We start from the raw sequence: 12,869 nt of genomic DNA, 5'->3' as shown, positions 1-12,869 counted from the left end.
GTAGGGTGGGCACATGTGCCCACGCGTGACCTTAAAATCACCTGTAACGTTGATTCCCGCAACGCGTGGGCAAAAAACTTGCCCACCCTACCAAGAGAAGACCTTTGACTAGCATCGTCACCCTGCGCCGTGCCATCGCCATCTTGTGCTGCTTAGCGTTATTCGCAGCATTGGCGTTGGCGCTTGCGGTGTCTTGCGGCAGCAGTGGTTGCGGTTTGGCGGCCGACCAAATTTATCTTTCCTTGCGCTTGCCGCGTGCGCTGACCGCGTTCGTGGTTGGCGGTTTGCTGGCGTTGGCGGGGGCGTTGATGCAGGTATTGCTGCGCAATCCCCTGGCCGATCCTTATGTGCTGGGTTTGTCTGGCGGTTCCGCTGCCGGCGCTTTATCCGCTTTATTAATCGCTAGCCACTTCGGTTTCATGGGTGACGTTGCCGCTGCATTGGGCGCGGCGCTCGGCGCCGGGCTGGCGGTATTGCTGTTGTTCGGACTGGCGCAGCAGGCGCTGCGACGCTTGCCTGGCGTAGCCCAGCACAGCGGCCATCGCCTGATATTGACCGGTGTGATGATCGCCGCCGGCTTTGGTGCGATCGTGACGCTGGTGCTGACTCTGGCGCCTGATGGCCAGTTGCGCGGCATGCTGTTCTGGCTGATGGGCGATCTGGAAGATGCGCGTCTGCTGTTGCCGGCGGCCGCGCTGCTGCTGTTGATCCTGGTATGGAGCGTGTTGAATGCGCGGCAGTTGAATCTGTTGGCGCGGGGCGAAGGTTTTGCGCAGTTGCTCGGGGTGCCGGTGCTGCGCTTGCGGCTGCTGACTTTGTGCGCGGCTTCATTGGCGACTGCAGCAGCGGTCACGGTGGCCGGCACGATTGGTTTCATCGGCCTGGTGGTGCCGCATGCGATACGTCTGCTGGTCGGTAATGACCAGCGAATCTTGCTGCCGGCCAGTGCGCTGGTCGGTGGTGCTGCGCTGGTGCTGGCGGATCTGGTGGCGCGTACCGTGGTGGCGCCGACCCAGTTGCCGGTAGGCGTGATTACGGCTCTGGCCGGCGTTCCGGTATTCCTGTGGCTGCTATCGCGCAGCAAGGCTTGAGGAGCCGGGCATGAACACTGAAAAATTATTGAATACTGAACTATTAAACACAGAACAATTGAGCGTCAGCGTCGGCCACAAAGTCTTGTGCAGCCGGCTTGACTGGCAAGTTGCGCCGGGTCAGTTCTGGTGTGTGCTCGGTCGTAACGGCATCGGGAAAACCACTTTGCTGCATACGCTGGCCGGATTGAACCGACCGGCTGGCGGCCGCGTGCTGATTCAGGAAGAGGATATCCAGTCTACTTCGGCACAGCAGCTGGCACGTTTGCGCGGATTGCTGGCACAGCAACAGGCCGATGCGTTTTCCGGCAGCGTGCTGGCCGCGGTGATCGCCGGTCGTCATCCGTATCAGTTCGGATTCGGTTGGGATATGGAAGAAGACCGGGCGCTGGCAATGCAGGCGCTGGAGCAGGTCAGGATGGCTGCTTTCTGCGCCCACGATGTGATGCACTTGTCGGGTGGTGAGCGTCAGCGGGTGGCGTTGGCTACCTTGCTGACGCAGGATCCGTTGTTATTCATGCTGGATGAACCTACCGCCCATCAGGACGCCGCGGCGCAAATCGTCGTGATGGAGTTATTGCGCCGCCTTCCGCCGCAAAAGGCGGTGATCGCCGCCTGTCACGATATCAATCTGGTGGCGCGTTATGCCAGCCATGTGTTGTTGCTGGGGGATGGCCAGGTGTGGCAGGGCAGTACGGATAGCGTGCTGCAACCTGAGATCCTGCAGGCCGCTTTTTCCTGTCCGTTTGAAGTGGTGGAGAACGGTTCGCGGCGTTTGTTCATGCCGGTTGCCGGCGTATCCTAAGGGTTTTCTGTATTAAAGGGCAGGGGCGGCCAAAAAACTACCGGCGCCGGCTGCGCGCCAGCTCCAGTTTCTCGCACAGTTCGGCGGCGCCATCCAGGATGCGCGGCCCGGGGCGGCTCATCCAGTTGGGAGTCAGGGTAAACAGATTGTTGCCGGCCACTGCGGCGAGCTGGGGGAAGCGTTGCCAGCTGGCGCCGGGCGAGGTGCCGCCATCCGCTGCAAAGATCACTTCCGGATTGGCTTGCAACACCGCTTCCGTGCTGACGGTCGGTGCTAGTTGCGGCAGCTTGCCGAAAACATTTTCACCACCGCACAAACGGATCACGTTCGTCACCATATGGCTGTCATTGAGCGTCATCAGAGGTTTTTTCCATATCTGATAGAACACACGCACAGTTGGCCGTTGTCGGTAGGTGGCATCAAGTTGTGCCAGGCGAGCCTTGAAAGAGGCGGCGGCCGCCATGCCGCTATCTTCGGTACCTGCCAGTTGAGATAACCGTACCAGCGAGGACGCGACGGCATCCAGTTGTCGCGGTTCGCTTTCAAAAACCGGAATGCCGAGAGCGCGCAACCTGGCAACCTGGCTGGCTGAATTGCCGCTGCTCCAGGCCACGACCAGATCCGGCTTGAGAGCTACAATCCGTTCGATATCCAATGCGCTGCTGCTGCCGACGGAAAGTATTTGTCTGGCGGCCGGAGGGTAGTCGCTATAGTCGCTGACGCCGATCACATAAGCGCCGGCGCCGGCGGCAAACAGCAACTCGGTCGCATGTGGCGCCAGGCTGACGATGCGATGCGCGGGCTGCGCTAGTACGACCTTATGCTGGGCATCGTCGCGTACCGTGACGCCCTGGGCGTTCGCGACAGCGGCGACTGAAGCCAGCACGGCCATTCCGGCCGTTGCCAGCCAGATGCGCGCTAGTCCGTTGTGACGGTACTGTTGCGGCCGCTGCACGGTAGCATCCAGGGTCAGATTTCCAGATTATCGATCAGGCGCGTAGTGCCCAGCTTGGCTGCGGCGAGTACCACCAGTTTTTCGCCTTGCGCCAGATCGCCCGCTGCGGGCGCTTGCAGATCGCTGCGTTTGCGGATCGAGATGTAATCCGGCTTCCAGCCGCGGCTGCCAAGTTGCGCCATCGCCTGTTTTTCCAGTTCGAAAATGTCGAGATGGCCGGCGCGTACTTCATCGGCCACCTGGTTGAGCGTCTTGAACAGGCTCGGCGCTTCCGCGCGTTCGTCTTCAGACAGATACATGTTGCGCGAGGAGAGCGCCAGTCCATCGTCGGCGCGCCAGGTTTCGGCGGCGATGATTTCAGTCGGCAAGGCAAATTGTTTTGCCATATTGCGCACGATCATCAGCTGTTGGTAATCCTTCTTGCCGAACACCGCGACGCGTGGCTGGACGCAGGAAAACAGCTTGAGGACAACCGTGGTGACGCCGGTAAAGAAGCCGGGGCGGAATTCACCTTCCAATGTATTGCCAAGATCGTCGGGCGGGCGTACGCGGAATTCCTGCGGTTCCGGATACAAGTCTTTTTCGGTAGGCGCGAACAGAACGTAGACGCCTTCTTTTTCCAGCTTGGCGACGTCGGCGGCAAAGGTACGCGGATACTTGTCGAAATCTTCATTGGGGCCGAACTGCAGGCGATTGACAAAGATCGAGGCGACGATAGGGTCGCCATGTTTCTTCGCCAGGCGCATCAGCGACAGGTGGCCTTCATGCAGATTGCCCATGGTCGGGACAAAAGCGGTACGCAGTTGGCCGCGCAGTTGATCGCGTAGCTCTTCAATCGAGGAAATGATTTTCATGTCTAAATCGGAGGTCGGTTATTTTAGTTCGGGATGCGGCGCATCACTTGTTTGGTGTGTTGACAAAGCCGACGCTTATGCAGCCGCGTAGGTGGGCGAGTAGGCTAGTCGTACATAGATAGGCGCGAACGGTTCGGCCTGGGTGATTTCAATCAGCGTTTCTTTCGCCAGCTCCAGCATGGCGATGAAATTCACAACCAGCACCGGCACGCCGCGCGACGGATCGAACAACTCGGCGAACTCGACAAAGCGCGACGATTGCAGGCGCCGCAAAATCCCCGTCATGTGCTCACGTACCGACAATTCTTCGCGGCTGATGGTGTGGTGGGCGGTCAGCTTGGCGCGCTTGATGACATCGGCCCAGGCGGCTTGCAGATCGTCCAGGTTGACTTCCGGCCAGCGCGTGACGATGCTTTGCTCGATATAGATCTGGGTGCGGACATAATCGCGACCGAGTTGCGGCAGGGCGTCGATCTCGCGCGCCGCCAGCTTCATCTGCTCGTATTCCAGCAGGCGCCGCACCAGTTCTGCGCGCGGATCTTCGGCTTCTTCGCTGTCGGTCTTGCGGACCGGCAGCAGCATGCGCGATTTGATTTCGATCAGCATGGCTGCCATCAGCAGATATTCGGCGGCCAGTTCCAGGTTGGTGATGCGGATCTGATCGACGTATTCCAGATATTGCAAGGTGACTTGCGCCATCGGGATGTCGAGGATGTTGAAATTTTGTTTGCGGATCAGGTACAGCAGCAGATCGAGCGGGCCTTCGAATGCTTCCAGGAAGACTTCCAGCGCATCCGGCGGAATGTAGAGATCGGTCGGCATGCGGAACAGCGGCTCACCGTACAGGCGCGCAAAAGCCACGCCATCGATCACATTCGGTGTCGAATCGGGTTGGCCTTCTAGTGTCAGTTCGGCAGCATCCGACGAATTCTGGCTCATCTGATCGTTACCTGATCTTGAGTGAATTGTGAATTAGTGATTGTTTTGATACACATACGGCTGTTGATCGACGCGCGATTCCTGGGTGCGCAACTGGCTGTCCAGGTCAATCGGGGTCTTGTCCCACAGCAGGGCGCGGCCGGCCAGCTGTTGTTCTTCCAGCTTTGGATTCTTTTCCTTGAGTTCTGCAACGAACTTGGTGATGTCGGATTGGTAACCGTTGATTTGTTTGGAAAATTTCATGGGTGCTTTGATAATGGGCTGGGATCAAGCGCTATTTTATGCTATTTCGGGCCGTCCGAACGGTTTGTCATCTTGGGATGCCGGTATTGCCACATATCCAAGTGGCAACAAAATGACGATATACTTAGACTACTATCGGATAGAGGAGGCAGCATGAACCCTTGGGTACGCAGAGTTTTGACTGTAGTTGTCCCGTTTTTTGCTCCATTTTTCATTGCCGCTTGCGACCAGAACGGTAATTTCGTACAGGAGGCCGGATTGGAAAAACTGAATCGCGGGGTATCGTCGGAGGCCGATGTCCGCAATGCCATGGGTGAGCCGGATACCGTGTGGGAAAAAGAAGACGGCGAACGCACGCTGGAGTATCCAAAAGGACCAGCCGGCGCCCGTACCTGGATGTTCTATATAGGCAAGGATGGCAAGCTGAGCGATTACAAGCAGGTTCTGACCGAAGAGAATTTCGCCAGGATCAAGGTCGGCATGCGCAAGGAAGAAGTGCGCCAGATGCTAGGCAGGCCACGTACCGTGGTGCAGTTCAAGCGGAAGAACGAAGAAGTGTGGGACTGGCGCTATACCCAGAGCGACGCCAGCCAGGCATTCTTTAATGTGCACATGGATATCACCAGCGGGCTGGTGACGGGTACTTCGGTATCGCAAATGTACGGGCACTAACCGGGTATTAACGCCGGAGCCAGCGCCGCATCACCAGCGGCGGTTCTTCCAGCGGATTGGCGCGGGTATATTCAAGTTCCGGCGCCAGTTCGAATTCAAACACGGCATACAAATCGACCACTCTGGTCTGATCGGCGTGTACCGCCAGCCGCAGTTCGTCAATATCGGCACTGCGTGCGCGATGAATCAGGGCTTCCATCAAATGCTGCGATAAACCCTGGCCACGATACGCCGGCAACACCCCCATGCGCAGGATTTCCCAAACTTCGGTTTCGGTATCTGACGGCAGCCAGCGCACCGAACCGATCGGCTGGTTATCCAGCGACAGCACGAAGCCGCCGCCGCGTTGCAGGTCTAGTTGTACCCGTTCCGTCTGTTCGTGATGGCCGCTGGAGCTGGCGGTGACCCGTTCAGCCCAGCAGGCGCGAGTCAGGTCGGCGATCAGTGCGGCATCGTCGGCGCTGGCTTCGCGAACCTGTAGATTCATCTGGCGTGGCTTAAGTTGCTAAGTTGATTAGCTGACCCGCATGCCAGGTTCAGCGCCTGGCCACGGATTGAGCACATAGATGCCGGGATTGGCTTTTTCGTCAGCCGACGAAGCAGCCAGCACCATGCCTTCCGAAATGCCGAATTTCATCTTGCGCGGCGCCAGGTTAGCCACCAGCACAGTCAGTTTGCCGATCAGCTCTTCCGGCTGGTAGGAAGACTTGATGCCGGAGAATACGTTGCGCAAGCGGCCTTCGCCGGCGTCAAGCGTCAGTCGCAGCAGTTTGTCGGAACCGTCCACGTGTTCGCAATTGACGATCTTGGCGATGCGCAAATCGACCTTCACGAAATCGTCGATCTTGATTTCGGCGGCCAGCGGTTCAATACTGCTGGCGCTGCTGTCTTCGGTGCCGACAACTTCTGTAGCAGTTGCAGCTGCGGCCGCCACCGGGGCATCGAACAAGGCATCCAGCATCTTCGGCTCGACCCGTGTCATCAGGTGCGAGTAGGTATTGATGCGATGACCATCGGCTAAAGGCCGGGTCACATCGGACCACACCAGCGGCTGGATTTGCAGGAATTCTTCAACCTGCGCTGCCAGCGCCGGCAATACCGGTTTCAGATAAATGGTGAGGATCCGGAACGCTTCCAGCAAGCGGCTGCAGACTTCATGCAGGGCCGCTTCCTTGCTTGGATCCTTGGCCAGTTCCCACGGCTTGTTGGCGTCGACGTAAGCGTTGATGACGTCAGCTTGTTCCATTATTGCGCGCAGTGCTTTGCCATATTCGCGGCCGTCGTACAGCGCCTGGATATCGGATGCAACCGCACGCAGTTTGGCCAGGAACGGATCGCTGTCGGTCGCCCAGGCCATACTCAGCTTGCCATCGAATTTCTTGGCGATGAAACCGGCAGCGCGGCTGGCGATGTTGATGTACTTGCCGATCAAATCGGAATTCACACGGGCGACAAAATCTTCCGGATTGAAATCGATATCTTCCACCTTGGCGCTCAGCTTGGCCGCGATGTAGTAGCGCATCCATTCCGGATTCATGCCGAGTTCGAGATAACGCAGCGGCGAAATGCCGGTGCCGCGCGATTTCGACATTTTTTCGCCGGAAACTGTCAGGAAGCCATGCACGAACACATTGTTCGGCACTTTCAAGCCGGAGAAGTGCAGCATCGCCGGCCAGAACAGCGTATGGAAATAGGTAATGTCCTTACCGATGAAGTGATACTGCTCGGTCTTCGGATCGGCCATGAAGGCGTCGTAGTCGCGCCCGATTTTGCCGAAATAGTTCTTCAGCGAAGCCAGGTAGCCGACCGGCGCATCCAGCCAGACATAGAAATACTTGCCCGGCTCATCCGGAATCTCGATCCCGAAATAAGGCGCATCGCGGCTGATATCCCAGTCGCCCATGCCGCCGTCGCTTTCCAGCCATTCCTTGGCCTTGTTGGCGACTTCGGATTGCAGGCGAGGTTTGCCGTCAGCGTTGCCCAAAGCCCAGCCGCGCAGGAATTCGACGCATTGCGGATCGGACAGCTTGAAGAAAAAGTGTTCCGACGATTTCATTACCGGCGTCGCGCCGGTCAGCGTCGAGTAGGGGCTCTTCAAATCGGTAGGCGCATACACCGAGCTGCAGACTTCGCAGGAATCACCGTACTGGTCCTTGGCGCCGCATTTCGGGCACTCGCCCTTGATGTAGCGGTCCGGCAGGAACATGTTCTTGACCGGGTCGAAGAACTGCTCGATGGTCTTGGTCGAGATGAAACCGGCCGCTTTCAGCTTGCGATAGATGTCGCGCGACAGTTCGTGGTTTTCCGGGCCGTCGGTCGAGTGCCAGTTATCGAAGGCGATATGGAAGCCGTCCAGGTATTGCTTGCGGCCAGCAGCGATCTGCGCCACGAATTCCTGCGGCGTGATGCCGGCTTTCTCGGCGGCGATCATGATCGGCGCGCCGTGCGCATCGTCAGCACCGACAAAATTGACCTCGTGGCCCTGCATTCGCTGGAACCGCACCCAGATGTCGGCCTGGATATATTCCATGATGTGGCCGATGTGAAACGCTGCGTTGGCGTAAGGCAGGGCGGTAGTAACGAATAGTTGGCGAGGAGTTGAAGTCAAAATGATGCTCATTTGGCAATGAATTTGCAACGTCAAGCGCTGCTGGTTGGAATAAAACAGTGATTTTAGCAGTGACAGGGCAGTCCTTGCTCTAATCCGCTCTAATCCTTGCATCAATCCTTACCCTAATCGTGCTTGAGTCAGGGCGACACCAGCGGAAAACCCGCGATTTGGTTTAGACTTGCCGCATCTTATAAAGAACCTGCAGAGGAAAAGTAATGAGCATCACGATTGAAGCGGTCAAGGCAGCGTTGTCCAGTGTGATCGACCCGAATACCGGCAAGGATCTGATCAGCAGCAAGTCGGCCAGGAATATCCGGCTGGAAGGCGCAGATGTGTTGTTTGACGTTGAGCTGGACTATCCGGCCAGGAGCCAGTTCGCCTTGATCGGCGATGCCGCCGCGGCTGCGGTCGGGGCGTTGGACGGGGTCGGCAAGGTCAGTCCCCATGTCTATTCAAAAATACAATCGCACGCGGTGCAGCGCGGCGTCAAGCTTATGTCTAACGTCAAGAACATCATTGCGGTGGCGTCCGGCAAGGGCGGCGTCGGTAAGTCGACCACTGCGGTCAACCTGGCCCTGGCGCTGGCGGCGGAAGGCGCGCAGGTCGGGATTCTCGACGCCGATATCTACGGCCCTTCGCAACCGATGATGATGGGAATCAGCGGCCGTCCAGAAACCAAGGATGGCAAAACCATGGAGCCGCTGGAAAACCACGGCTTGCAAGTTTCCAGTATCGGCTTCATGGTCGATCCGGACGAGCCGATGGTGTGGCGCGGTCCGATCGTTACCCAGGCCTTGCAGCAGTTGCTGGACCAGACTAACTGGCGCGATCTGGATTACCTGATCGTCGACATGCCGCCGGGCACCGGCGATATCCAGCTGACCTTGTCGCAAAAAGTGCCGGTCACCGGCGCCGTGATCGTCACTACGCCGCAGGACATCGCTTTGCTGGATGCGCGCAAGGGTTTGAAAATGTTCGAGAAGGTCGGTATTCCGATCCTTGGCATCGTCGAAAACATGAGTACCCATATCTGCTCGAATTGCGGCCACGCCGAAGCCATCTTCGGTGAAGGCGGCGGCGCCAGGATGTGCGGCGAATACGGTGTTGATTTCCTCGGCGCATTGCCGCTGACGATGTCGATCCGCCAGCAAACCGACTCCGGCACGCCGACGGTGGTGGCCGAGCCTGACGGCCCGGTGGCGCACATCTATAAAGAGATCGCGCGCAAGGTAGCGATCAAGGTTGCGGAAAAGGCGAAGGATATGAGCAGTAAGTTTCCTACCATTGTCATCAAGAACGACTAGTACGATTAGTTGCCAACGTCATGATGTATCGCCAGCCAGATTGTAGGCTGCGATGCATCGGTCCATTCAATCCGATGGCGGCAATGCGAAGGAATGTGGAGCCAGGCGCCCGGCTGCATGACATGTTCATCAGCCGCGCCCTCCAGCGTCAATCCGGCCTTGCCGCTGAGTAGCAACACCCATTCATCCTGTGGATTGTCGTACCAGAAGCCGGGCGGACTGGCCTGGCCGTTGGAAACGATGCGCTCGATTTTCAGGCCGGCGCGCTGGTGCAGGAGTTCGAACACTTCGGCCGAACCATCCGGCGGGAGCTTGGTCAATAAATTGCCGTGGGCGTTGCCGAGGTCAGCCAACATGGTGTTTTCCTAATATTATTGATTAATGCACTCGGTTCGTTGCACAGATTTTATTCAGAATTCCCACATAAAGGATAAGACAATGAAATCACACTTTTTTTCCGTACTATTTTCCGCAGCCCTGCTAAGCACCAGCCTGTTGCCGCAGATGGCCCACGCCGCGTCGGTTTCCTTCATCGAGCCGGTGGATGGCGCGGCAGTCAGCAGCCCGTTTACCGTCAAGTTCGGCGTCAGCGGCATGGAAGTCAAACCGGCGGGCGATATGACGGCAGGCACCGGCCACCACCATCTGCTGATCAATGAAGACAGTATTCCGGCCGGGCAGTCGATCCCGGTGGATGACAAGCATTTGCATTTTGGCAAGGGTCAAACTGAAACCAGTGTCACGCTGCCACCGGGGAAATACAAGCTGACCATGCAATTTGCCAACGGCGCTCACCAGTCTTATGGCCCCGAGATGAGTAAAACCATCAACATCACGGTCAAATAGCGGTTCACCTGAACCATTACCGGCTAGCGGTTCCATCCGCTGGTGCAACGCGGTAAAATGGGGTTTTCCCTGATAGCGGCTTTGGCAATCCAAGGCCGTTTTTATTTATCATGACTGTCAGCACTCCAGCTTCACCTATTTCTTCCAAGCCTGTCCGTACCCGTTTTGCCCCTAGCCCGACCGGCTACCTGCACTTGGGCGGCGCGCGTACCGCACTGTTTTCATGGGCCTTTGCACGCCATTTCGGCGGCACTTTCGTGTTGCGCATCGAAGATACCGATCTGGAACGCTCGACGCCGGAAGCCGTGCAGGCGATCATCGACGGCATGCAGTGGCTGGGTTTGCAGCACGACGAAGGTCCGTTCTACCAGATGCGGCGTATGGACCGTTATCGCGAAGTGATCGCGCAAATGCTGCAAGAGGGTACGGCCTATCATTGTTATTCGTCGCCGGAAGAAGTCGAAGCGATGCGCGAGCGCATGCGCGCCGCCGGCGAAAAGCCGCGTTACGACGGTACCTGGCGTCCGGAGCCTGGCAAGACTTTGCCGCCGGTGCCGGCCGACCGCAAGCCGGTGGTGCGTTTCAAGAATCCGCTGGAAGGCGAAGTCAGCTGGGACGACGTAGTCAAGGGCAACATCACTATCTCGAATCGCGAAATGGACGATCTGGTGATCGCTCGTCCGGATGGTACGCCAACCTATAATTTCTGCGTGGTGGTGGATGACTGGGATATGGAAATCACCCACGTCATCCGCGGCGACGATCACGTCAACAACACGCCGCGTCAGATCAATATCCTGAAGGCGTTGGGTGCGACCTTGCCGTTGTATGGCCACGTGCCGATGATCCTGGGCGCCGACGGCGAAAAACTGTCGAAGCGCCACGGCGCGGTCAGCGTGATGGATTATCCGGCGCAAGGTTATTTGCCGGAAGCGATGCTGAACTACCTGGCGCGCCTCGGCTGGAGCCACGGCAACGAAGAGATTTTCAGCGTTGAACAGTTTTGCGCATGGTTCGATCTCGATCATTTGTCGAAATCGCCGGCGCAATTCAATCCGGAAAAATTGGCGTCGATCAACAATCACTACATCAAGCTGGCTGACAATGAACGCCTGGCGGCGCTGGTCAAGCCGTTGATGGAACAAGACGGTGCTGATTTCAGCAATGCGCCGGCATTGCCAAAAGTGATTGGCCTGTTGAAAGAGCGCGCCCATACCGTCAATGAGATCGGGGTTGCGGCCATGCTGTTCTATCGCAAGCCGGTGCCGGATGCGGCGTTGTTGACGCAACACTTTACCGATGCGGTCAAGCCGGCCTTGGTTGATTTCGCCGCACGCTGCGCAACGGTGGAGTGGAACAAGGAAAGCCTGGCGCCGATGATCAAGGAAGTATTGGCTGCGCATACGTTGAAGATGCCGCAGATCGCGATGCCATTGCGTTTGATGCTGACAGGGCAACTGCAGACGCCGGCAATCGATGCGGTGCTCGAATTGTTGGGTCGGGACACAGTGATTGCGCGTTTAACCCCTTACTTGGTGTAATTCTGCAATAAATCTGCAAATCGGGATTTACAAGCTCTAAATAAGCTTGCTATAATCTCGCTTCTGCAAACGGGGGTATAGCTCAGCTGGGAGAGCGCTTGCATGGCATGCAAGAGGTCAGCGGTTCGATCCCGCTTACCTCCACCAGCGAATAGTTGGAAGCAGTAGTAGGTTGAAACGTAGTACGGACAGATTATTGTCCCCATCGTCTAGAGGCCTAGGACATCACCCTTTCACGGTGAGTACGGGGGTTCGAATCCCCCTGGGGACGCCAGAATTATCTTGGTATCGACAGGTACGCGATAAGAAATTGATCGCAGATTTTCGATATCAGGCAGATTCGATACAATCAATAAGGCCGCCTGTTGCGGCCTTTATTGTTTCTGTAAGTAGTAAGAGTAAGTAGTAAAAGGTCAGCAACACGGACAGATTACTGTCCCCATCGTCTAGAGGCCTAGGACATCACCCTTTCACGGTGAGTACGGGGGTTCGAATCCCCCTGGGGACGCCAAAACATAAAAGCCCGCGCAAGCGGGCTTTTTGTTTTTGTGGCCACAAGTAAGCCGCCTGCGCGGCTTACGCGGGGGATGAGAAGGGAATCGCTTGCAAGCGATTCAGCGGCCTGCGGCATGTAGGCGAATCCCCCTGGGGACGCCAAAACATAAAAGCCCGCGCAAGCGGTAATGCCGTTCAGTTAAGACTGGACGGCATTTTTATTTTGGGCTTGTAAACGTTCGGGCCAGCTGTTAACCTGCGTGTCGATGCTCGATGACACTCTCCATTTCCTTGCAAACCACCTCGAAGCGCCTGACTGGCGTCGGCTAGGAGAGCATTTGCCTGTCGAATGGATTGAACAGGCCGTGCAGCGCACCGATGCAACGAGCATCCGCCATCGCCGCCTGCCTGCCGAGCAAGTGGTCTGGCTCATGGTGGCATTGGCGCTATATCGTCACAAGTCCATCAGTGAAGTACTCGATGATCTCGGCTTGGCGTTGCCGGACTCTCAGG

The 12,869-nt window shown here is 57.3% G+C and carries 15 protein-coding genes and 3 tRNA genes; 11 read left to right on the top strand and 7 right to left on the bottom strand.

Annotation, left to right across the window (positions count from 1 at the left end; genetic code table 11):
- The first annotated feature begins 104 nt into the window (after positions 1-104).
- Both BM029_RS21965 and BM029_RS21960 read left to right on the top strand, forming a co-directional pair.
- Positions 105-1,091, top strand: coding sequence for a FecCD family ABC transporter permease (locus tag BM029_RS21965; protein WP_244545174.1), 987 nt, complete (start codon positions 105-107; stop codon positions 1,089-1,091).
- 10 nt (positions 1,092-1,101) lie between these two features.
- Positions 1,102-1,896 (top strand): ABC transporter ATP-binding protein, encoded by a 795-nt coding sequence (locus tag BM029_RS21960; RefSeq protein ID WP_092439713.1) that lies wholly within the window; start codon positions 1,102-1,104, stop codon positions 1,894-1,896.
- A 37-nt stretch (positions 1,897-1,933) separates the two neighbouring features.
- On the opposite strand, the gene BM029_RS21955 is transcribed toward BM029_RS21960, so the two are convergent.
- The 4 genes from BM029_RS21955 to BM029_RS21940 form a co-directional block, all read right to left on the bottom strand.
- The gene (locus tag BM029_RS21955; RefSeq protein ID WP_371329155.1) at positions 1,934-2,851 is read right to left on the bottom strand and encodes a cobalamin-binding protein; all 918 of its coding nucleotides are present in this window, start codon (positions 2,849-2,851) and stop codon (positions 1,934-1,936) included.
- A gap of 14 nt (positions 2,852-2,865) precedes the next feature.
- Positions 2,866-3,705: a pantoate--beta-alanine ligase gene (gene panC / locus BM029_RS21950; RefSeq protein ID WP_092415998.1), complete on the bottom strand. Its 840-nt coding sequence runs from the start codon at positions 3,703-3,705 to the stop codon at positions 2,866-2,868.
- Between the two features lie 75 nt (positions 3,706-3,780).
- A complete protein-coding gene (locus BM029_RS21945) occupies positions 3,781-4,644 on the bottom strand; it encodes a segregation and condensation protein A (RefSeq protein ID WP_092415997.1) in 864 nt (287 codons plus the stop codon).
- Positions 4,645-4,677: 33 nt separating this feature from the next.
- The gene (locus BM029_RS21940) at positions 4,678-4,887 is read right to left on the bottom strand and encodes a DUF3460 family protein (RefSeq protein WP_092439709.1); all 210 of its coding nucleotides are present in this window, start codon (positions 4,885-4,887) and stop codon (positions 4,678-4,680) included.
- On the opposite strand from BM029_RS21940, the gene BM029_RS25985 reads away from it, so the two are divergent.
- The gene (locus BM029_RS25985; RefSeq protein WP_170851180.1) at positions 4,886-5,044 is read left to right on the top strand and encodes a hypothetical protein; all 159 of its coding nucleotides are present in this window, start codon (positions 4,886-4,888) and stop codon (positions 5,042-5,044) included. The genes BM029_RS21940 and BM029_RS25985 overlap by 2 nt on opposite strands.
- Positions 5,041-5,559, top strand: a complete 519-nt coding sequence (gene bamE / locus BM029_RS21935) for an outer membrane protein assembly factor BamE domain-containing protein (protein WP_092439707.1) — start codon at positions 5,041-5,043, stop codon at positions 5,557-5,559. The genes BM029_RS25985 and bamE overlap by 4 nt, the downstream gene beginning before the upstream one ends.
- A gap of 7 nt (positions 5,560-5,566) precedes the next feature.
- Here the strand turns inward: bamE and BM029_RS21930 are convergent, their stop codons facing one another.
- Both BM029_RS21930 and metG read right to left on the bottom strand, forming a co-directional pair.
- Entirely contained in the window at positions 5,567-6,046 is a 480-nt protein-coding gene (locus BM029_RS21930; RefSeq protein WP_092439705.1) for a GNAT family N-acetyltransferase, read from the bottom strand.
- Positions 6,047-6,073: 27 nt separating this feature from the next.
- Positions 6,074-8,179 carry a methionine--tRNA ligase gene (metG, locus tag BM029_RS21925; RefSeq protein ID WP_092439703.1) on the bottom strand — a complete coding sequence of 702 codons (2,106 nt, stop codon included), beginning with the start codon at positions 8,177-8,179 and terminating at the stop codon, positions 6,074-6,076.
- A gap of 206 nt (positions 8,180-8,385) precedes the next feature.
- Between metG and apbC the strand changes: the two genes are divergently transcribed.
- On the top strand, positions 8,386-9,474 hold the full coding sequence (gene apbC / locus BM029_RS21920; protein ID WP_092439701.1) for an iron-sulfur cluster carrier protein ApbC: 1,089 nt from the start codon (positions 8,386-8,388) through the stop codon (positions 9,472-9,474).
- Between the two features lie 5 nt (positions 9,475-9,479).
- Here apbC and BM029_RS21915 read toward each other — a convergent pair whose 3' ends face one another.
- Positions 9,480-9,830 carry a cupin domain-containing protein gene (locus tag BM029_RS21915; RefSeq protein ID WP_092439699.1) on the bottom strand — a complete coding sequence of 117 codons (351 nt, stop codon included), beginning with the start codon at positions 9,828-9,830 and terminating at the stop codon, positions 9,480-9,482.
- An 82-nt stretch (positions 9,831-9,912) separates the two neighbouring features.
- Between BM029_RS21915 and BM029_RS21910 the strand changes: the two genes are divergently transcribed.
- The 6 genes from BM029_RS21910 to BM029_RS21885 form a co-directional block, all read left to right on the top strand.
- On the top strand, positions 9,913-10,320 hold the full coding sequence (locus BM029_RS21910; RefSeq protein ID WP_092439697.1) for a DUF4399 domain-containing protein: 408 nt from the start codon (positions 9,913-9,915) through the stop codon (positions 10,318-10,320).
- A 110-nt stretch (positions 10,321-10,430) separates the two neighbouring features.
- Positions 10,431-11,861 carry a glutamate--tRNA ligase gene (gltX, locus tag BM029_RS21905; RefSeq protein WP_170851179.1) on the top strand — a complete coding sequence of 477 codons (1,431 nt, stop codon included), beginning with the start codon at positions 10,431-10,433 and terminating at the stop codon, positions 11,859-11,861.
- Between the two features lie 71 nt (positions 11,862-11,932).
- Positions 11,933-12,008, top strand: a tRNA-Ala gene (locus BM029_RS21900).
- A gap of 51 nt (positions 12,009-12,059) precedes the next feature.
- Positions 12,060-12,135 (top strand) — tRNA-Glu (locus BM029_RS21895).
- 161 nt (positions 12,136-12,296) lie between these two features.
- A tRNA-Glu gene (locus tag BM029_RS21890) sits at positions 12,297-12,372 on the top strand.
- Positions 12,373-12,622: 250 nt separating this feature from the next.
- The coding region (locus BM029_RS21885) for a transposase domain-containing protein (protein WP_170851178.1) at positions 12,623-12,869 on the top strand (247 nt) is incomplete at its 3' end.

Source organism: Collimonas sp. OK607 (assembly GCF_900111995.1).
Classification (GTDB): Bacteria; Pseudomonadota; Gammaproteobacteria; order Burkholderiales; family Burkholderiaceae_D; genus Collimonas.
This window is presented reverse-complemented; position numbering and strand designations above follow the sequence as displayed.